Origin of the sequence: Burkholderia sp. BCC0397, assembly GCF_902832865.1 — a bacterium.
GTDB lineage: Bacteria > Pseudomonadota > Gammaproteobacteria > Burkholderiales > Burkholderiaceae > Burkholderia.
Genome location: NZ_CADFDL010000006.1, coordinates 228229 through 247827 on the forward strand (window position 1 = coordinate 228229; position 19599 = coordinate 247827).

The following is a 19599-nucleotide window of genomic DNA, read 5'->3' on the forward strand; positions in this document are numbered from 1 at the left end:
GGGTTTTTCGCGAGCGTATGCATGCTGCTGCACCTCGCGTGCGGCGAACCCGAGCCGGCTGCGCCGCCGCGTCAGGCCGCGCCGGCATCGGCGGTGTCCGCGCCAGTGGCAGCCGCGCCGCCGCGCGCACGCCGCACAACGCGCGGGCGGCCCGCCGGCAAGGCCGCGAGCGACGCCCGTGCGTCACCGCCGCCGGCGCGACGCCGGTCGCCCGACTGCCGCGCGCATGCGTGTGCGCTGCCCAACGTGCCGCCGTGGTCGTCCGCGCCGTACCGCTATTCCACCAGCGGCGCCTCGCTGCCGGACGCGCTGCGTGCGCTGTCCGCCGCGACGCATGTGCCGATTGCGTTCGATGCCGGGCTGCCGGGCCGCGTCGAAGGGCGCTTCGAGCTGCCGCCGCAGCGCTTCGTCGAGATGCTCGCGCACGGGTACGGGCTCGTCTGGTATTACGACGGCACGGTGCTGCACGTCGATGCGGCCGGCGCGCAGACCACGCTGATCGTCCGTCTCAACTACGCGCGCCCGGCGGACCTGCATGCGCTGCTCGCGCAGACCGGCATCGACGACGTGCGTTTCGTCGCGCGCGACGACGCGCCGGCCCGCGGCCTCATCACGTTTCGCGGGCCGCCCGCCTGGATTGCGCTCGTGGGCCGCGCGGCGCAGCGACTCGACGCCGACGCGCGGGCGCGCGTGAAGACGGCGGTGCGCATCGTGCCGCTCCGCTACGGCAACGCGGCGGACCGCACCGCGTTCGCGAATGGTCGAACCAACGTCGTGCAGGGCATCGCGAGCCGCGCGGCGCGCGTGCTCGATCCCCACGACGGCCTGCGCGCAACCATCACCGAATACGAGGCGCCGCTGCCGGTGCTCGGCGCCGATGCGGGCACGAACGCGGTGCTGGTGCGCGACCGGCCCGAGCGGCTCGACGCCGACGTGCGGGCGATCGTCGCGCTCGACCGGCCCCGGCAGCACGTCGGCATCGGCCTGCTGGTGGCCGAAGTCGATGCGGATGCGCTGGGCGCGATCGGGCTCGGCGCACCGGGCGCCACGGTGATGCGGGCCCGCGCGGCGCGCAACCTGGGCGCCGCGCTGCGCGGCATGCCGGGCGTGCGCATGCTGACCGACAGCGCGCTTCAGACGGACGACGGCGTGGCCGTCGCGTGGGAACGGCACGCCGAGCATCCCGTCGCGCGGACGGGCGGCCAGCGGGACACGGCCGCATCGGACGGCACCGCCGCGACCCCGGTGGCGATCTCCGATGCGGGGCCGCCCACGGACGACGCGTTGCGCATCGTGCCGGCGCTCGACATGCGGACCGAGCCGCCCGGCGTGGTGCTGGCCGTCGAATGGCGCGGTGCGGCGATCGACGTCGCGCGTGCGTCGCTCGGGCCGGGCGAGATGCTCGCGATGGTGGAACCCGGGGCGTCCCCGTCGGCAGCCGCGCACGGATCGATGCGGGTGATCCTGCTCGCGCCGCATCCGGCCGACGGCTGCGCGTCGCCCGCCGATACGGGTGACGGCGCGCCGCCCGGTCAGCCGGCCGTGGCGTGCCGATGAGCGCGGGCCGCGCCGCATGCACCGCATGCGCCGGTCGCGACCACGCGGGGGTGCGCGACCAACGCCAATGCCGACGCTACGCGCGCAGCCACGCGTAATCGCCGTTGACGATGTTCTGGAACATCTCGTCGGTCGATTCGATGATGTTGCGCCGCCAGTAGCGGCCGTGTTCGGTGTAGTGCGAGACGGTATCGGCGACGACGGCGCCGTCGACATCGGGCGTCAGCGGCAGCCTGAGGATGAGGATGATGCCGCCGGTGTCGGCGTCGAGCCCGAGCTGCGCCTGGTCCTGCGCATAGATCAGCAGGTTCGCCTCGAGCATCAGGCGGAAGATCACGAGCGTGCGCCCGGCGGTGACGGTGCCGTAGTGGAAATTCACGTACATGGCTTCGGGATCGTTGTCGAAATGATCGAGCCGCACGTCGAAGCCCTCGACTTCGATCGTGCGCGTCTGCAGCACGTAGTCCGCATCCGGCAGGCCGACGACGGCACAGGTGTCGCGGACGATTTCCGCGAAGCGTTCGATGCTCATGACCGCGACGATCCGGCGCGGGCGAACGCGGCGCGGGCCGCGTCCGCCACGCCCGACGGGATCAGCCTTTCTTCGAATCCTCCTCGGTATCCTGCGCGCCCGTCTTCGCGATGTTGCAGACCGACTGGATCATCGACATCATCACCTGGATCATGGTGGCCTCGATCATGGTGCTGACCATCGTCTGCATCATGCCCATCATTGCCGCGCTGGCGCCAAATGACATAACTTCCTCCGGAACAAGTTGAATGACAAACGGGTCCGGCACACGACGCCCGTGCGGCTTCGCGTGCCGGCCGATTACGCCGGGCACCCGCGCCCGGCGGCTGGACGAGACGCCCAACACCGGTTCAATGGCTGACGGTCGAATCGTCCGCGGCCAGTTCGTTCAGCCGATGCACGAGGCGCTGGCCCGCGATCATCCCGCGGTAGATCTTCTGCAGCGCCGCGCGCTCGTCGGCATCGGCGCAGGCGGCGGTCGCGTCCGATACGCGCTGCGCGCAGTCCTCGAACGCGGCCGCGATCGCGGTGATCCGCGCGCCGGCATGGCCGCCCGCGAGCGTCTGCTCGAGGCCCTTCATTTCGTCGATCATGGCTTCCAGTGCGTCGTACATGGCAACTCCTTCGATGGCCCGCAACGGGCCGGGTTGACGGGGAACTAGCGGATCGCGTCGCGCCCGGGCACGATCGATTCGCGCAATATCCGCGGACCGCCGGCGGCGTCGCCGGTACTCGACGTGAACACGTGCTTGACGCCGTCGGTCGTCTGGACGTAACGCGTGGCGCCCACGTCGAGCATCGCGCTGTACAGCACGCTGCTGGCCGCGGGCGCCTCGGTGACGTTCACGTCGAGGCGCCGGATGTTGGCGTTGAGGTCCGCGCGCAACTGGCCCAGCGCTTCCTCGACGCGCGCGATCGACGGCGCGACGCCCGTCACGTCGAACACGCCGTCGCCCGCATAGCGCACGCGCACGCCGTCGATGCCGATCGATTCCTCGATGCTCGCGACGTCGTCGTGCGCGACGTCGTACTGGCGCGCGATCGCGTGGTAGTCCGCGCGGGCGAGCAGGGCGCGCGCGGCGATGTCCTGCGAGGTTTCGTCGACGATGCCGTCGACGACGACCGTGTCGCCTTGCGCGCGGACCCGCAGCCCGGCGATGCGTGCGTCGCGGAACTGGCGCTCCAGCCGGGCCGCCACCGAGCGCGCATCGGGCGGCGGCGGTGCGCTGCCGCGATCGGGCCAGACGTTGGCGATCACGGAACCGCCTGCCGCCAGCAACGCGACGACGGCCCCCGCCGCGAGCAGCAGCCGGGAGCGGCGCTTCGCAGCGGGCGCGCGTTCGCCGGCGGCCGGCTTGTCGCCGGTGCCGTGGTACAGGCCGGCGAGCAATTCGATGTCGGGCGGCCACGCGGCGTCTTCGTCGCCGAAGCACAGCACGGTCGTCCCGAACGGGAAGGCGACGAAATCGGGAATCCACACGACCGACTGATCGGGCGCGGCCGCATCCGCGCGCCGCGCGCTGACCGCGCCGTGTTCGTCGAGTTCGACGAACACGTCGTCCTCGTCCCAGTCGGTAATGCAGATATCGGTGTCGTCGGCTGCGCCGATCCGGTAGCGACCGGGCGTCAGGCGCGCCTGAATCCCCGCATGGGTGCCGGTCAGGATGCGCAGTGTCTTCATGGGAGGAGGGCAGGTCCGTTGGCAGGCAGGGATTCGGTGATCGGCGCCGCAGATGCACGGCACCACCGCTTACCGCATGTTTGCGAGTGTAGGCAGCGGCGCGCCGCGATCCGGCCGCGATCGCGAACGCATCGCGCGTGCCGCGAACCGGCGTGCGTTCACGGCTCCTCGCCGCCGGGTCCGCTGCCGGGTACGCCGTGGCGGACGCGCGCGATCGCGTCGAGCCGGACCAGCGAGCGCATGCGCAGCGCGGCGGTCGACCGGCGCAGGTCGTGGAAGGCCAGCAGCGGCGTGAGTGCGCCGCGTGCGCCGGTCCTGGCGCTCAGCCGCTTGAAGTCGACGAGGAAGTTCAGCAGGTCGTCGTAGCTGCTGGACGCGTCGTCGCCCGCCAGCTGCCGGGCTTTCAGGACGTCGGCCGCGACCGCGAACGCGTCGTGTCCCGCGCAACGCTGCAGGATGACCGCTTCGCGCATCGCGCCCGGGTAGACGAGCGGCTGGTCGGCGGTCCGTGCGGCAAGCGCCTGGAGTTCGGTGCGGGCGGCGGCGGCCACGCGCCGGATCGAATCGATGCGCCGCTTGCCGTCCTCCGGCGTGTCGCGGCGACCGCCGTTCGATTGCGATCCGCCGTCGTTGAACGACGGCATGCGCGCGGCGGGTGTCGCGTCCCGGCGCGGCGCCCAGCTGCCGTGCGCCGGATGGCGGGGCGGGCGACGGTCGTGCTTCGGCGTTTGCGGCGGACTCTTCGGATGCCGTGACTGCTGCTGTTGTTGCCGATGCTTCTGCTGCGGGTCGGGGCGCGCATTCGGTTGTCGTGGCCGCGGCGCGCCGTGGCCTTCGTGACGGCCCGGCTGGTGCGGCACGCCGCCGTGCGCGGCGAGCAGGTGACGCAGGTGATCGGCCGCGGCCTGCCGCGCATGCGCGGCGCCGTGCGACGGATGCCAGGCGCGCGCCGCGTGGCGGAAGATGCTGTTCCGGTACAGCCGCGCACGCAGGTCGATGCGTGCACGCGCTTGCGCGGCCGTGCCCGCCGTGGCTGGCGCCACCTCGTGCGGGCCGGACGCGCCGGGGTCGTGATGGACGGTCGTCATGTCGGCACCGCCGCGCTCAGGAGCCGGAGGGCGAAGCGCAGGATGGTGGTGCCGCCCCAGCCGGCCGTGAGCAGCAACGTCCCGATGACCGCGAACAGCTTGACGCTGTGCGAGATGGTCTGGTCCTGCAGCGACGTGATCGCCTGCAGGAACGCGACGATCAATCCCGACAGCGCCGACACGATGATCGCCGGCAGCGAGATGTAGAGGCAGAGCAGCAAGCCTTGCGAGGTCAGTCCGATCAGGGTGTCCGTGTTCATCGCGCGCCTGCTTGTCTACTTGTAAGTGAGGATCAGGCCGTGAATCAGCGCCGACCAGCCGTCCATCGCCACGAACAGCAGCAGCTTGAACGGGATCGCGACGTTGGTCGGCTGGATCTGGTTGAGGCCCATCGCCAGCAGCACGTTGGCGATCACGAAATCGACGATGATGAACGCGATGTACAGCAGGAAGCCGATCCTGAACGCGTCGGCGAGCTCGGTCAGCGTGAACGCGGGTGCGAGCACGATCAGGTCGTCTTCGTGCAGCGCATTCGCGAGGCTCTCCGGCCAGATCACGTGCGCCGAGCGCATGAAGAACAGGCGCTCGCGTTCGCGCGAATGCTTCTTGAGGAAGGTCCGGAACGGCGCCTGCGATGCGCCGAACGCCTGGACCATGATCTCGGCCGGCGAATTCGCCAGTTGTTCGTGGCGCATCGTGTCGGCCGCGCTCATCCCGATCGGCGCCATCACGTAGAGCGTCACCAGGATCGCGATGCCGTTGAGCACCATGTTCGGCGGCACCTGCTGCACGCCGAGCGCGTTGCGCAGCAGTCCGAGCACGACGACGATCTTCGCGTACGAGGTCACGACCATCGCGACGAACGGGATCAGGCCGATCGCGATGACCGCGACCAGCAGCGCGGTCAGTTCGTTAATCTGCGTCATGGCTGCCGAACACGTCGATGACCCGTACGCCGAGCTGCTCGCCGACCGTGACGAGTTCGCCGATGCCGATCAGTTGCCCGTATGCGACGAGCCGGATGCGCGCGTCGCGCAGCGTGCCCCGCAACTCGATCACGTAGCCCGGCCGCAGCGCGGACAACTGCGCGAGTGGAAGCGTGACCGTTTCGATTTCGAAACTGACGGGCAGCTCGAGTTCGTCGAGCGAGGTCTGGGTCTCGGCGTCGGGGGCGCCGGGCGCCGGGTGGTCGTTGCGGTCGGTCATGGCGGGTTCCGTATCGAGGATGAGTCGGGGGCCGTCGAGCGTGGCGTGCGCGATGTACCGATGCGCGCCCGCCACGCCCCAGCGCAGCGCAAGCGCGTGGACCGGCGCGGTGCCGTCCGAATCGGCGAATGCCGGATCGGCGAAGCGCAATACGACGTCGCCGGCACGCAGGCGCTTGAGCGTCGCGATCGGCAACGCCTTCTTGCCGACGACCAGGTAGCCGGGCATGCGAATCCGGCCGAGCCGCGCGGGCAGCGGCGACGGATACCGGGCCAGCCGGCGTTCGATCAGGTCGATCCAGCCGGGATCGACCGGCCCGATCCGGCACGCATGGCGGTGCCCATCACGCACGCAATACATGCCGACGGTCGCCGCGCGGCGGCCGTCGGCGTGCGCGGGGGCATGACGCCCGATCGCCGCGACGCTGACGTTGACGGCGCCGAACGAGTCGAGCAGGTCGATCAGCGGCGTGAGCAGCAGGCCCGCGATCGCGCACGGCAGCGGCGCGCTGTCGTCGTCCGCGAGTGCCGCCAGTGCCGGGTGCGCGTCGGCGTTCAGCCCGACCCAGGCCAGCGCACCGTCGTATTGCAGCGCGACCCAGCACAGGTTGCCGTCCGCCACGTCGCCGGGCGCGAGCCGCCAGCCCGCGGCGCCGTCGATCGCGGCGACGCACGCAGCCAGACGCGCATCGCCGAGCAGACGGGCAACGCTCGCGAGTTCCGCATCGATGCGCGGCAGCCCGGTCGGGGCGTCGCGCAGCGCGCGGACGGCATGGCGAGCAGGTTGGCCGGTGGCGTTCATCGTGTCGTGTGTGAGCGGTTCGTTCGACGTGGCGGTAGGTGCGCGCGCAACCGTTCGTATCGGCTGGCGGTCACGCGACTTCGATCGACACGTGGCGCGCGACGGCGAGGCGATGCAGCAGATTCGCCAGTTGTTCGCGCAGCACGTGCACATGACGACACACTAGTTGACGCGTGTCGGGCGCATCGGCGTCGAACCGAAGCGCGAGGTCGAAATACGAAAGATGCAGTTCGAGCATACAGCCGGGCAGCAGGTCCGGATCGAGCCTGAGCCGGATGGTCCAGTTGCCGTTCTCGAGCACGGCCGCGTCGCTGCAGAAATCGGCCACGTGCGCGGCGACGAAGCGCATCAGCTCCACCACGCGCAACTGTTCGACGCCGAGCGCCGCGACGAACGGCTGGACCTGTGCGTCGAGCCGCCGTGCGCGCTCGGCCGGCGGAGCGTCGGCATCGGCGTCGAGATCGTCGTCTGCGCCGTTTTCGCCGGCGTCCGGTTGACCCGCTGCGTCGGCAGCGGTGTCGTCGGACGAGGCCGCGTCAGCCGGCCTGCGGAGCGGATCGCCGCGCGTGCGCCGGCCGTGCGCGCGCAACGCGTCGTGCAGCGCCGCGCGCTCGCCGCGTTCGCGCGCATCGCGTATCAGTTCCGCATAGTCGATGCCGCGCCGGCTCCGCGCCGGGCGCGGCGTGCGGTGCGCGGCGTCGTCCGGGTCGTCGTCCGGCACGTGGATGCGCGGCGTGATCGGGTGGGTCGTCATGGCTGTCCCGGCGCGCGGCCGTCATGTCGTGACGCGGCCGAGCGGGCGCAGTTCGACGTAATCGCCGAGCTCCTGGTACGAGTACACGCGCAGCCAGGGCAGGTGCGCCTCGACCATGCGCCGCACGTAGCGGCGGATGTCCATCGACGTGACGAGCGCGACTTCGTCGTGCGGCACGTCGCCCACGTAAGTGCCGATCCGCTCCGCGAGCGTGCGGACTTCATCGGGCGACAGCGCGAGATAGTTGCCGGTCGGCGTCTGCTTGATCGACTGGCGAATATGCTGCTCCAGGTCGCTCGTGAACAGGACGGCCTGCAGCGACGCGGCGCCGCCCGTCGCGCTGTACGCGATATAGCGGGAGAGATCGCCGCGCACGTATTCCGTCAGCAGCAGCATGTCCTTCTCCTTGGGCCCCCAGTTCACGAGGCTCTCCATGATGCTGCGCGCGTTGCGGATCGGAACGTTCTCTTCCAGCAGGCGCCGCAGCACGTCGGCGATCCGTTGCAGCGGCAACGCCTTCTGCACCTCGGCGACGAGCCCGGGGAATTCGGCGCCGAGCTGCTCCAGCACCCATTGGGTTTCCTGGATGCCGACGAACAGCTTCGCGCGAGCGCGCAGCAGCGCGATCGTGTCGTTGGCGATCACCTGTTCCGCCCGCCACACCGTCGCGCCGCCGAGCGGCTGGCGTTCCGGCGCCCAGTAGCTGTTCGCCTGGCCGCCCGCCGCGCCGGCCTGCTCGCATTGCGCGGCCAGCGCCGGGTCGGCCGCCGCGCCGGGCACCATGACCTTGCCGGGCGGAATCGTCACGGTCAGCGACGGGACGTCCAGCACGAGAATCTCGAACGTGCCGGCCGCCAGGTCGGACGCGGTCCACATCGTGATGCCCGGGAACGGCAGGCCGACCTGCTCCTGGAGCAGCATGCGCTGCGCCTCGAATGCGTCGTTCAGCGCGGCGGCCGACAGGCGCTCGGCGAGATCGGGGGCGAGCCGCACGCCGAGCGCGCTGGTGAACTGCGGTGCGTGCCGGAGGATCGTCGGCGCGTCGCCTTTCGATCCCGCGCGCTGCAGCGCCGAGACCGTCTTGCCCGGCGCGGCCGACGACGTGCCGTCGCCGCGCCGCCCGAGCCGGTAACCCGCGAACGCGAGCAGCGCGGACAGCAGCAGGAACAGCTCCCACGGAAAGCCGGGCACCATCGCAAAGCCGAGGAGCAGCACCGAAGCGAACCACATCGCGCGCGCGTTGCCGCCGAGCTGGCGCAACATGTCCTCGCCGAGCGAGCTGCCTTGCTTGGCCGACTCGTCGGATACCCGCGTGATCATCACGCCCGCGGCGACCGCGATCAGCAGCGACGGGATCTGCGACACCATCGCATCGCCGATCGACAGGATCGAAAAGCGGTTCGCCGCATCGCCGGCCGTCATGTCGTGATAGGCGACGCCGACCGCGATACCGGCCGTCATGTTGACGAGCGTGATGATGAGCCCGGCGATCGCGTCGCCCTTGACGAACTTCATCGCCCCGTCCATGCCGCCGTAGAGCTGGCTTTCGACCGCGAGCCGCGCGCGCTTGCGGCGTGCCTCGTCGGGCGTCAGCAGGTTCGCGCGCAAGTCCGCGTCGATGCTCATCTGCTTGCCGGGCAACGCGTCGAGCGTGAACCGCGCGCCGACTTCGGCCACCCGTTCCGAACCCTTCGCGATCACGATGAACTGAACGGTCGTGATGATCAGGAACACCACGAGGCCCACGACGAGGTTGCCGCCGACCACGAGCTCGCCGAAGCTTTCGATGATGTGTCCCGCGTCCGCGTGCAGCAGGATCGACTTGGTCGACGCGATGTTGAGCGACAACCGGTAGAGCGTCGTGAACAGCAGCACCGACGGAAACGCCGACAGCTGCGTGATCGACGGCACGTACAGCGTCACCATCAGCAGCACGACGCTGATGCAGATGTTGACCGACAGCAGCATGTCGATCACGACCGGCGGCAGCGGCAGGATCATCAGCGAAACGATGGCGGTGACGAGGGCCGCGATGCCGACTTCGCCGCTCGCGGGTAACTTCAGGTTCTTGAACATGTCGCGCTCCAGGGGCGAATCAACGGGGTTCGGCAGCGGGCGTGCCGGGGCCGACCGCTTCGACCCAGCGCAGGATCGCCGCGACGACTTCGAACAGTTCGGACGGAATCGGCCGGTGCTCGGCCACCTTGTAAAGCGCACGCGCGACGGGCGGGTTGGCGACGATCGGTATGCCGCGTTGCGTCGCCAGCGCACGAATCTCGAGCGCCGCGTCGTCGGCGCCCTTGGCCAGCACGACGGGCAACGGCGTTTCGCCGCGCACGTAACGCAGCGCGACCGCGTAATGCGTCGGATTGACGACCACCACGTTCGCGCGGCCGACCGCCCCCGCCACGCTTTCGCCGCCGCCGTTGACGAGTTCCTTCGCGCGCTTGCGCCGCTCGTGCTTGAGCTTCGGCTCGCCTTCGCGCTCCTTCAGTTCGCGCTTGACCTCGTCCTTCGACATGCGCTGCGCGCGCATCATCAGCCAGTGCTGGATCTTCCAGTCCACCACGCCGACCACGAGGAACAGCACGGCAGCCGCGAACAGCAGCTTCAGCAGCGCGTGCCACAGAATCTGCGAGAGCGCGGCCAGCGGCTCGGCCATCGCAGACGTGATCAACGGAAACAGCGACACGATCACGTGCCACAGCGCGGCGGCGATCACCCCGGCCTTGACGCTCATCTTCAGCAGGTCGATCAGTGCTCGCTTCGAGAAGATCTGCTTGAGCCCGGCCGCCGGCGACAGCCGGTCCATCTTCGGCATGACCGGGTCGAACGACACCTGCAGGCCCACCTGCGCACCGATCGACAGCGCGGCCGCGAGCGCCGCGGCCACGCTGATCACGCAGCACGCGATCGCGCCGTTGGCCAGTTCGTGCATCAGCACGGACCAGAGCGCCTGCATCGAGCGTTCGGACGCACAGAAATCGATCGCGCGCGAGATGTTCTGGTGGAGGGCGTCGAGCAGCGGATGCCAGCCGAACGTAAAGAGTGCGAGCGAGACGAGCACGAGCACCGCCGCGACGAGATCGACACTCTTCGCCACGGTGCCTTTCTTGCGCGCCTCCTTGAGCTTGCGTCGCGTGGGCTGTTCGGTTTTCTCGTCGCTCATGAACGCTCCGTTCGCGTCGTCATGCGTCGTCGCACGGTAGCGCGGCCGCCGCCCGGGAACACGCATGCAGGCGAAGGCGGCGCGGCCGGCCCGAAGCACGCGGCGTTCGGGCCGGCCGCGTGCCGCGTGCGCGATGCGGCCTTCGCGGCGCGGGAAATGCCTTCGCACGCGTGGCGTTGCCGCGGCGGCGGTTTGCTAACTTGGGAGCGTGGACGGCAACCGCGTCCCGACATTCCCGTTACCTGAAGGCGGACTCGAACATGGACGGCAAACCCGAATACATGCAGTGCAGCAACAGGCTCGTCAGTGCAATGCGCGAGATCGTGCGTCTTGCGCTGGTCGACAAGTTTCCGAATCCGCGCATGACGAGCGACGAAGCCGAACATCTGCTCGACGCGCTTCACGTGATGCGGCCCGCGCGGCCGGAGCTGATCCTGTACGACGGCTACGTGCACATCGTGCATCGCAACTGGATCGACGCGATCGCGGTGTTCGACGGGCTCGCGTCGCGCGGCGAATGTATGCCCGGCGCGCGGGCCATGCTCGTCTATTGCCTGGCGGCGAGCGGCAATGCCGACTGGCGCATCGTGGCCGGCAAGATGCGCGAGGACGAGGACAGCCTGACCGACGACGCGCGCGCGTTGCTCGATTCGGTCGAGTTGCGAGACGAACTCGAGCGCGCGAATCGCGATGCCCAGGCCACCGGCGTGTTCCACATGACCGACATGATGAAGCGCCTGCGCGACCGGCTCGGCATCAAGACGCCGACGTTGCACGATACGACCGGGCCGGATGCGAATGCCGACGGCGGCCAGCCGTCCGGCGCGGCGCCGACCGCGGAAGAAAGCCAGTACCTGCGTCTTTGAACGCGTCGCCCGCCTCTTCGAAAAAGGGACTCCAGATGAATCCGATTCCTCCCGTACCCGATTTTCAACTGGCGATCGCACGCGGCGGCGGTGCGGCCGGCCCGGCCGACGTGATCGACCCGGGCGTGCCGGCGTTGCCGGTCGTCGCGCCGCCGCACGAGGTCGCGAGCTTCGAGCAGATGATGACGAGCGGCGTCACGGCGCCGCCGAAGCCGCAGGGTTCCGAGGCCGGATCGCTCGCCACGCACCTCGTGCTCAGCGAGGACGAGGCGCTGCAGACCGTCTCCAACGACGCGCTCTACATGCTGCACAACGCGGGCGACATGTCGTTCAACCAGATCGCGGCGGCTTCCGTGCAGATGCAGATCGAGACGGCGAGCCTGCAGGTCGACATGTCGATGAAGATCAGCGTGGTCGAATCGTCGAAAGGCGCGCTGGAAACCCTGATGAAGAACCAATGATCATGAACGCCCGGATCAGGATCGTCGGCCGCGCGAGCATGCGCGTGTGCGTGATGTCGTGCGTCGCGCTGTGCATCGCGCTGGCCGGCTGCAAACAGGAACTCTATGGAAACCTCAGCGAGCAGGACTGCAACGAGATCGTCGCGGCGCTGCTGCAGGCGGGCATCGACGCGAAGAAGGAGAGCGCGGACGGCGGCAAGACGTGGAGCGCCAAGGTTGACGATGCGCACATCGTGCAGGCGATGAACGTATTGCGCGAGCACGGACTGCCGGCGCACAAGTACGACGATCTCGGCGATCTCTTCAAGAAGGACGGTCTCGTGTCGACGCCGACCGAGGAGCGCGTGCGTTTCATCTACGGCGTGTCGCAGGAGTTGTCGAAGACGCTGTCGCAGATCGACGGCGTGATGGTCGCGCGCGTGCATATCGTGCTGCCGGACAACGATCCGCTCGCGATGCACGTGAAGCCGTCGTCCGCGTCGGTGTTCATCAAGTACCTGCCGACGGCGAATCTCGCGACGATCGAGCCGCAGATCAAGAACCTCGTGGTCCACAGCGTCGAAGGGCTGTCGTACGACAAGGTCAGCCTGACGGCCGTCGCCGGCAGTCCGCTCGACGTGATGCCGCGCGCGCCGTCCGGCGGCGGGGTGTGGCGCACGATCGCGATCGTCGGGGGCGTACTCGCGGCGCTCGCGCTGCTCGTCGTCGCGGCGCTCAAGCGAGGCCGGCGCGCGCATGACGCCGACGCGCCCGACGCGCCGGGCGCGCCCGCTGGACATGCGGCGGACGGCCTGGCGGCGAAGCTGCCGGTGGGCCCGTTCCGAGGCAAGCCGGCCGCCGACGGCGCCGGGCGCTGACCGGCGCGCGGACGCGGCGGACGATCATGGATATCGACAAACACGGCAGCGTCGCCTTCGGGCTCGCACGGCGTCTCGTGCAGTACCAGGCGAACCGTATCGGGCTGCCCGACTGGATCGGGCCGGGCTGGTTTCCGGACGCGTGGCGCCGGGCGGCCGGCACGGGCGGCGCGCAGCTCACCCGGCTGCGGGCCGGCGCGCTGGAGGGTTGGCTCGCGCGGGAGGGGCTGCCGGTGCCGGCCTATCGGACGTTTCGCGGCGACGCCGGGCGGCTGGGCGCGCTGGCGCTGGACGATGCGCTCGCCGTGCTGTGCCTGCGCGCCCTTTACGGCCGGCGCGCCGAACTGCGTTACTGGGTCGACCGCGAGAGCCGCGACAAGGTCTGCGGCTGGCTCGGCCGGCATGGCGCCGCGGCGTTGCGCTGGTTGATGGCCGAGCCGCGCGTGCAACCGGTCGACCGCTGGATCCGCGACTTCGGCATGCATCCGCTCGATCATCTCGACGAGTACGCGTTGAGCTGGGAAGGTTTTTGCCTGTTCCGGGCGAGCGGCATGTGCGAACCCGACGCGCCGGCAGGATTGTTGCGCCTGGCATGGGCGCGCGATGCGGTGGCGCCGCCGTGGCTGCATGCGAATGACGCGGACGCGACGCGCGACGACAGCCGGCGCGTGCTGATGCGGCTCGACGATTTTTTTGCGGAGGAGGAAACGCGATGATCATCTGGCTCAGGCAACCGGGCACCGAACAGGCGGCACGCGCGTGCAACACGGGCGTCGGCGTGCACGCGGACGTCGTGCCGCGCGAAGCGCTGGCGTCGCTGGTGCAGCTCGACGCGGGCTATCTCGCGTTGCAGCGCCAGCACGCGGAAGTCCTCGCGCAAGCGGCGCGCGATGCCGACAGCATGCTCGCGGCGGCCCGCGCGGACGCGGACGCGCTGCGCGCCGAAGCCCGCGGCGAGTACGACACCGCGCAGCAGCGCGGTTACGACGCAGGCAGCCGCGATGCGCTTTCGCAGTGGTATGCGCGCACCGCGCAACTGCTCGAGCAGCGCTACGAACTGCAGATGTCGTTGAAGCAGCGCATCGCCGGGCTGGTGGTATCCGCGGTCGAGAAGATCGTCGCCAACGAACAGCCGGCGGCGCTGTTCGCCCGCGCCGGCGAGGTGGTCGAACGCATCATCGAAGGCAGCCGGACCCTGCAGGTTCGCGTGCATCCGGACGAGCACGACGCGGCCGTCGAGACCTTCTCGCGTGCGGTGGCGCAGTGGCGCGCGCGCGGCCAGCCGGTCCAGCTGACGGTTCATGCGGACCGCGCGCTCGACCCGGGCGCATGCGTGTGCGACACCGACATCGGTTCGGTCGACGCGAGCCTCAAGGTGCAGATCGACGCGGTCCGCATGGCGGCCGACGCCGCGCTGCGGCGCGATGCGAACGCGCCGGACGTGCCGGATACGCTCGCACCGGACGCGTTCGCCGAAGTCAGGACGCATGCGGCAGCGGCCGGGTTGCCGGAACCGCCGGAACAGGAACGGGAACCCGCAAGCGGCCCGCGCCCGGCCGAGGATGTCGGGGTGCCGGCATGAGCGACGTGTCGCGAGACGCCGCCGGCATCGATGCGCTGATCCGGCTGACCGACACGCTCGAACAGGAGTTCGACCGTGCGGCGCACCTGTCGACCCGCGGCAAGGTGATGGACGCGCTGGGCACGCTGATCCGCGTGAGCGGCATCGACGTCCGCTACGGCGAGCTGTGCGAACTCAGGACCGGGCAGGGCGAACTGATGCAATGCGCCGAGGTGGTCGGCTTCTCCCGCGACACGGCGCTGCTGTCGCCGTTCGGGCGCCTCGACGGCCTGTCGCGTGACACCCAGGTGGTCGCGCTGGGTCGGCCGCTCGCGATTCCGGTCGGTCCCGCGCTGTTCGGCCGCGTGGTCGACAGCATGGGCCGCCCGATCGACGGCCGCGGCCCGATCGACACGACGGAAACCGCCGCGCTCTACGCGGCGCCGCCGGACGCGATGAGCCGCCCGCTGCTCGAGCGTTCGCTCGATACCGGCGTGCGGGTCGTCGACGGGCTGATGACGCTCGGCGAAGGCCAGCGCGTCGGCATTTTCGCGCCGGCCGGCGTCGGCAAGAGCACGCTGATGGGCATGTTCGCGCGCGGCACGCGCTGCGACCTCAACGTGATCGCGCTGATCGGCGAGCGGGGCCGTGAAGTGCGCGAGTTCATCGAACAGATCCTCGGCCCGGAAGGCATCGCGCGGTCCATCGTGGTGTGCGCGACCTCCGACCGCTCGTCGATCGAGCGCGTGAAGGCGGCCTATTCGGCCACGGCCATCGCGGAATATTTTCGCGATCGCGGCAAGCGGGTGCTGCTGATGATGGATTCGCTGACGCGCTTTGCGCGCGCCCAGCGCGAGATCGGGCTGGCCGCGGGCGAGCCGCCCGCACGGCGCGGTTTTCCGCCGTCGATCTTCGCCGAGCTGCCGCGCCTGCTGGAACGCGCGGGGCTGTCGGAGCACGGCTCGATCACTGCGCTCTACACCGTGCTCGCCGAGGACGAATCGGGCAGCGATCCGGTGGCCGAGGAGGTGCGCGGCATTCTCGACGGGCACATGATCCTGTCGCGCGAGATTGCCGCACGCAACCAGTATCCGGCCATCGACGTGCTGGCGAGCCTGTCGCGCGTGATGCCGCAGGTGACGGACGACGCGCATCGCGACGCGGCCAGTCATGTACGCCGGCTGCTGGCCAAGCATCGGGACATCGAAACGCTGCTGCAACTCGGCGAGTACCGGGCGGGCGGCGATCCGGTCGCCGACGAAGCCGTGCGCAAGATCGAGGCCATCCGGCAATTCCTCTGTCAGCGCACCGACGAATTCAGCACGCGCGACGCGACACGCGACGCGCTGCGCGGCCTGCGTGCGTGAGCGCGGCCGCCGCTGCCAAAGGAGAAAGGCGACGACGATGAAAGACAGGCGCGTGATTGCATTCTCGACGATCCGGAGTCGCCTCACGCGTGCCCGGGCCGCGCTGCGCGACACGCTGACCGAGCAGCAGCGCGAACGCGACGAGGCCGATGCGCGGCTGGCCGAGCAGCAGCGCGTGCTCGCGCAAGCGGCGGCGGAGGTCGACCGGCGCACCGCGCGCATCGACCGTCTGCTCGACGGCCGCGGGCCGGTGCGGATCGACGAACTGCTCGACTGGGAGAAGCTGCTGGCCGACGCGCACGCACGGCGCGCGCGGGAACTCGACACGCTGGAGCGGTTGCGAGAAAGCGTGGCCGCGATCGAACAGGCGATCGGTACGACCCGTACCGCGATTCTCCGCCACGACGTGCGGATCGACCTGTGCAGCGCGCGGCTGGATCGCCTGGGCCGTCTCGCCGAGGCCCGCGCGGACGATCTGCAGGACGAGGAGAGCGAGGAAACGTTCGTCGCGCGTCGCCGTGCCGCGCCGGCCGCACACGGGCCGCGCCGGGGCGCCACGGAGCGCACGCGATGATCGATCCGTTCTCGACCGGTATTCCGCAGCTCGGGCGCGCGCTGCTGTCGTTCATGATCCTGGTCGCCGTCTGCGGCGTGCGTCTGCTCGTGCTGCTGACGATCTTTCCGCCCACGGGCGGCGAGCTGATCACGAAGCGCATCCGCAATGCGATGGTCGTGCTGTGGTCGATCTACGTCGCTTACGGGCAGCAGGCGTTGATGACGCAACTGCATGGCGGCTTCCTGCTGGCCGTCGTCGTCAAGGAGGCCATCATTGGGCTGGTGATCGCGTTCGTCGCGTCGCCGGTGTTCTGGGTCGCGGAAGCCGTCGGCACCTATATCGACGATCTCACCGGCTACAACAACGTGCAGATTACGAACCCGAGCCTCGGACAGCAGACGACGCTGACCTCCACGCTGCTGATGCAGTGCGCGACGGTCGCGTTCTGGACCCTCGGCGGCATGACGTTCCTGCTCGGCGCGGTGTTCCAGACCTACGTGTGGTGGCCGCTCGGCAGCCTGACGCCGGTGCCGCGCGCGTTCATCGAGGCGTTCGTGATGCAGCAGACGGATTCGCTGATGGTCACGATCGCGAAGCTCGCCGGGCCGGCGGTGCTGCTGTTGCTGCTCATCGACGTCGGGGTGGGGCTGCTGTCGCGGATTGCGTCGAAACTCGATCTCGTCTCGCTCGCGCAGCCCGTCAAGGGCGCGCTGGCCGTCCTGTTGCTCGCGCTGATGATCGGCATGTTCATCGGACAGGTGAAGGACCAGGTTGCGTTGCTGCATGTCGGCGACCAGTTGCGCGCGCTCGCGCTGCCGAGGTAAGGCCCGATTAGCGCCCGATGCGCCGCGCGGGACGACACGCGGCGCAAAGTACCCGTCGAGGAGACATCCCATGCCCGTCGCACCGAGTGTCAGACAGTTTCTCGAGCGTCGCGCGAGGCCCGGCGCGGTGTCGCTCGACCGCTTGCCGCTGGAAGAGGCGCGCCGCTATTTCGCGTACTACGTGCCGCTTGCCGACCTCGCGCCGCGCGGCGTCGACGGCATCGACGAATGCCTGATCGAGATGCGCGACGGCGCGCACATCGCCGCGCGCATCTACTATCCGCGTGCCGCGGACTGGAGCGCGCCGCAGCCGGCGTTGCTTTACTTTCATTCGGGCGGCTATGTCGTCGGCTCGCTCGAGACGGCCGACGCCGTCTGCCGGATGCTGGCAGCCGACGCACGGTGCGCGGTCGTGTCGGTGTCTTACCGGCTCGCGCCCGAGCACAAGTTTCCGTGTGCGGTGGACGACGCGCTGGATGCGCTGCGGTGGCTGCACCGCAAGGCGCTGACCTATGGTCTGGATGCGTCGAGGCTGGCCGTCGGCGGCGAAAGCTCGGGGGCCACGCTGGCGGCGGTGGTCGCCGTTCGGGCGCGCGAGATGGGCATTGCGCTGGCGATGCAGTTGCTGATCTATCCGGCGCTGTCGGCGTCGCTGGGCAGCGCGGCGCACCGGCGCTACGGCGAAGATCATTTCCTGACGCACGACGTGATCCGCTGGATTCATCGCAACTATCTGCGGGACACGGCCGATGCGGCGGACTGGCGCTTTGCGCCGCTCGACGGCGAGCGTCACGCGCCGGCCGATCTGCATGGCGTCGCCCCGGCGTGGCTGGTTTCCGCCGAATACGACCCGTTGCGCGACGAGCATGCCGGCTATGCCGACAAGTTGCGCCGCGCGGGAAATCGCGTGGAGGCGCGGTGCTACCGGGGAATGATCCACGGATTTTTTTCGATGGGGCGCGTGATTCCCGAAGCCGCGCACGCACACCGAGAGGCCGCTGCTGCGCTGCGGGAAGCGCTGGGCAGCACGGATTGAACGCGTGGATGGCATACGCGCCGGTTCTGTCGCGATAAGGACGAAGGTCGACAGACGTCCCTGGGATCCCCAGGATTCCTTAGAACGCCAACGAATAGAGTTGCTCTGCAGCTGTCTGATTCTTGCGAGTCGACTTCATTTGCCCTTTTCGGATCATATGCATTACTTCGATGCCGCCGAGCACTATCCTCGCACATCGAAAATTCTTGAAGCCCATCATCGGGCGAGTTCGGCGTTTGATCGCTCGGTGGTCCTGCTCGACGATGTTGTGCAGGTACTTACTTTGACGAACCTTGATCGGCTCCTCGCGTTCGGCGTTGATGTCTTTCAAGGCGGCCAGATTCGCGCCGCGCTTGTCGATCGTCTTCTTTTGAACACGTTCTAGATTCGACGTTACGCGACGAACCGGATCGCGCTGTTCTCGATGGCAGCCTGGTTGCCGTATTGCCAAGTGATGTTGCGGTGTTCATGTCCGATCGGCAGACCCGAGTAGATCGGCAGGCCGAAGCCGCCCAGCACGTCGACAAGCATCTGCTCGAGCGTGAAATCCGCGCCGTCCGGGATCGGGCAGCGCGTGAATTGCCCGAGCACGAACGCGCGGGCCCCGTCGAACGCGCCGCTCAGACGCAGTTGCGTCAGGCTGCGGTCGAGCCGGTAGCCGAATTCCGTCACGTCCTCCAGCAGTACGATCGCGTCGCGTGAGCGAAGCGACCAGCGTGTACCCGCGACGCTCGCGAGCACCGTCACGTTGCCGCCGCACAGACGTCCCCGCACCGCACCAGGGGCGCCGGACAAATGCCGCAGGCTCAGCGGGGCGCGTTTGCCACCGGTCAGCACGGCGCGCATGTCGGCACGCGTCGCGTCGTCGACCTTGGTCGCCAGGCTGTGGAATGTCGGACCATGCAACAAGCGCACGCCGGGTCGGTCCGCAAGCGCGCAGAATAGCGACGTCGCGTCGGAAAAACCGACGATCGTCTTCGGCGTCGCGATCTCGTCGGGCAGGTGCTCGAGCAGATGCGCGCAACCGAATCCCCCTCGCGCGAGCCAGACGATATCGATTGACGGATCCATCAAGGCGTGCCGCAGATCGTCCGCGCGCTCCTCGGCGGTACCGGCGAAATAGCGGTACCGGCTGCCGAGATGTGCGCTCGTCGTGACCTTGAAGCCCCAGCTTTCGACGAGCGCGATGCCGCGCTCGATTCCTTGCGGATCAGGCACACCTGCGGGCGCGACGACGCCCACTGTCTTGCGTCTTGATTCCATTGAATGGATGCTGAGAGGAT

Annotated in this window: 22 protein-coding genes and 1 pseudogene; 10 read left to right on the top strand and 13 right to left on the bottom strand. The window is 69.4% G+C overall.

Annotated elements, in window-relative coordinates; translation table 11 throughout:
- Window positions 1-21: 21 nt before the first annotated feature.
- A complete protein-coding gene (locus tag HWX03_RS20480) occupies window positions 22-1557 on the top strand; it encodes a secretin N-terminal domain-containing protein (RefSeq protein ID WP_175872462.1) in 1536 nt (511 codons plus the stop codon).
- Between the two features lie 76 nt (window positions 1558-1633).
- Here HWX03_RS20480 and HWX03_RS20485 read toward each other — a convergent pair whose 3' ends face one another.
- From HWX03_RS20485 to sctU, 11 genes are all read right to left on the bottom strand, one after another.
- Window positions 1634-2089, bottom strand: a complete 456-nt coding sequence (locus tag HWX03_RS20485; RefSeq protein ID WP_174433248.1) for a molecular chaperone Tir — start codon at window positions 2087-2089, stop codon at window positions 1634-1636.
- Between the two features lie 61 nt (window positions 2090-2150).
- The gene (locus HWX03_RS20490; protein ID WP_174433247.1) at window positions 2151-2432 is read right to left on the bottom strand and encodes a hypothetical protein; all 282 of its coding nucleotides are present in this window, start codon (window positions 2430-2432) and stop codon (window positions 2151-2153) included.
- 7 nt (window positions 2433-2439) lie between these two features.
- Window positions 2440-2703, bottom strand: a complete 264-nt coding sequence (locus HWX03_RS20495) for a type III secretion system protein (RefSeq protein ID WP_174433246.1) — start codon at window positions 2701-2703, stop codon at window positions 2440-2442.
- Window positions 2704-2747: 44 nt separating this feature from the next.
- Window positions 2748-3770, bottom strand: a complete 1023-nt coding sequence (hrpD5, locus tag HWX03_RS20500; protein WP_175872463.1) for an HrpD5 family protein — start codon at window positions 3768-3770, stop codon at window positions 2748-2750.
- Between the two features lie 158 nt (window positions 3771-3928).
- Window positions 3929-4858: a hypothetical protein gene (locus tag HWX03_RS20505; RefSeq protein WP_175872464.1), complete on the bottom strand. Its 930-nt coding sequence runs from the start codon at window positions 4856-4858 to the stop codon at window positions 3929-3931.
- Complete coding sequence (sctS, locus tag HWX03_RS20510) at window positions 4855-5118, bottom strand: type III secretion system export apparatus subunit SctS (RefSeq protein ID WP_012339994.1); 264 nt, start codon at window positions 5116-5118, stop codon at window positions 4855-4857. Before sctS ends, HWX03_RS20505 begins: the two co-directional genes overlap by 4 nt.
- 15 nt (window positions 5119-5133) lie before the next feature.
- The gene (sctR, locus tag HWX03_RS20515; protein ID WP_174433243.1) at window positions 5134-5784 is read right to left on the bottom strand and encodes a type III secretion system export apparatus subunit SctR; all 651 of its coding nucleotides are present in this window, start codon (window positions 5782-5784) and stop codon (window positions 5134-5136) included.
- Window positions 5771-6865 (bottom strand): type III secretion system cytoplasmic ring protein SctQ, encoded by a 1095-nt coding sequence (sctQ, locus tag HWX03_RS20520; RefSeq protein ID WP_175872465.1) that lies wholly within the window; start codon window positions 6863-6865, stop codon window positions 5771-5773. Before sctQ ends, sctR begins: the two co-directional genes overlap by 14 nt.
- Before the next feature lie 70 nt (window positions 6866-6935).
- Window positions 6936-7619, bottom strand: coding sequence for a type III secretion system protein SctP (sctP, locus tag HWX03_RS20525; RefSeq protein ID WP_175872466.1), 684 nt, complete (start codon window positions 7617-7619; stop codon window positions 6936-6938).
- Window positions 7620-7640: 21 nt separating this feature from the next.
- The gene (sctV, locus tag HWX03_RS20530) at window positions 7641-9695 is read right to left on the bottom strand and encodes a type III secretion system export apparatus subunit SctV (protein ID WP_175872467.1); all 2055 of its coding nucleotides are present in this window, start codon (window positions 9693-9695) and stop codon (window positions 7641-7643) included.
- A gap of 19 nt (window positions 9696-9714) precedes the next feature.
- Complete coding sequence (gene sctU / locus HWX03_RS20535; protein ID WP_175872468.1) at window positions 9715-10788, bottom strand: type III secretion system export apparatus subunit SctU; 1074 nt, start codon at window positions 10786-10788, stop codon at window positions 9715-9717.
- 260 nt (window positions 10789-11048) lie between these two features.
- On the opposite strand from sctU, the gene HWX03_RS20540 reads away from it, so the two are divergent.
- The 9 genes from HWX03_RS20540 (at window position 11049) to HWX03_RS20580 (ending at window position 18316) form a co-directional block, all read left to right on the top strand.
- Window positions 11049-11654, top strand: coding sequence for an HrpB1 family type III secretion system apparatus protein (locus HWX03_RS20540; RefSeq protein WP_175872469.1), 606 nt, complete (start codon window positions 11049-11051; stop codon window positions 11652-11654).
- Between the two features lie 35 nt (window positions 11655-11689).
- Entirely contained in the window at window positions 11690-12115 is a 426-nt protein-coding gene (locus HWX03_RS20545) for a hypothetical protein (RefSeq protein WP_175872470.1), read from the top strand.
- A gap of 2 nt (window positions 12116-12117) precedes the next feature.
- Window positions 12118-12972: a type III secretion inner membrane ring lipoprotein SctJ gene (gene sctJ / locus HWX03_RS20550; RefSeq protein WP_175872471.1), complete on the top strand. Its 855-nt coding sequence runs from the start codon at window positions 12118-12120 to the stop codon at window positions 12970-12972.
- A 26-nt stretch (window positions 12973-12998) separates the two neighbouring features.
- Window positions 12999-13688, top strand: coding sequence for a type III secretion protein HrpB4 (locus HWX03_RS20555; RefSeq protein ID WP_175872472.1), 690 nt, complete (start codon window positions 12999-13001; stop codon window positions 13686-13688).
- Window positions 13685-14554 (top strand): type III secretion system stator protein SctL, encoded by an 870-nt coding sequence (sctL, locus tag HWX03_RS20560; protein ID WP_175872473.1) that lies wholly within the window; start codon window positions 13685-13687, stop codon window positions 14552-14554. The genes HWX03_RS20555 and sctL overlap by 4 nt, the downstream gene beginning before the upstream one ends.
- Window positions 14551-15900 carry a type III secretion system ATPase SctN gene (gene sctN / locus HWX03_RS20565; RefSeq protein WP_175872474.1) on the top strand — a complete coding sequence of 450 codons (1350 nt, stop codon included), beginning with the start codon at window positions 14551-14553 and terminating at the stop codon, window positions 15898-15900. The genes sctL and sctN overlap by 4 nt, the downstream gene beginning before the upstream one ends.
- A 37-nt stretch (window positions 15901-15937) precedes the next feature.
- Complete coding sequence (locus HWX03_RS20570) at window positions 15938-16474, top strand: hypothetical protein (protein WP_175872475.1); 537 nt, start codon at window positions 15938-15940, stop codon at window positions 16472-16474.
- Window positions 16471-17280, top strand: coding sequence for a type III secretion system export apparatus subunit SctT (sctT, locus tag HWX03_RS20575; protein WP_175872476.1), 810 nt, complete (start codon window positions 16471-16473; stop codon window positions 17278-17280). The genes HWX03_RS20570 and sctT overlap by 4 nt, the downstream gene beginning before the upstream one ends.
- Window positions 17281-17350: 70 nt before the next feature.
- On the top strand, window positions 17351-18316 hold the full coding sequence (locus HWX03_RS20580) for an alpha/beta hydrolase (protein ID WP_175872590.1): 966 nt from the start codon (window positions 17351-17353) through the stop codon (window positions 18314-18316).
- A gap of 79 nt (window positions 18317-18395) precedes the next feature.
- Here HWX03_RS20580 and HWX03_RS20585 read toward each other — a convergent pair.
- Both HWX03_RS20585 and HWX03_RS20590 read right to left on the bottom strand, forming a co-directional pair.
- A pseudogene (locus HWX03_RS20585) lies at window positions 18396-18680 on the bottom strand (DDE-type integrase/transposase/recombinase); the annotation flags it as partial.
- 29 nt (window positions 18681-18709) lie between these two features.
- Window positions 18710-19579, bottom strand: a complete 870-nt coding sequence (locus HWX03_RS20590) for an LD-carboxypeptidase (protein WP_175872477.1) — start codon at window positions 19577-19579, stop codon at window positions 18710-18712.
- Window positions 19580-19599: the final 20 nt, after the last annotated feature.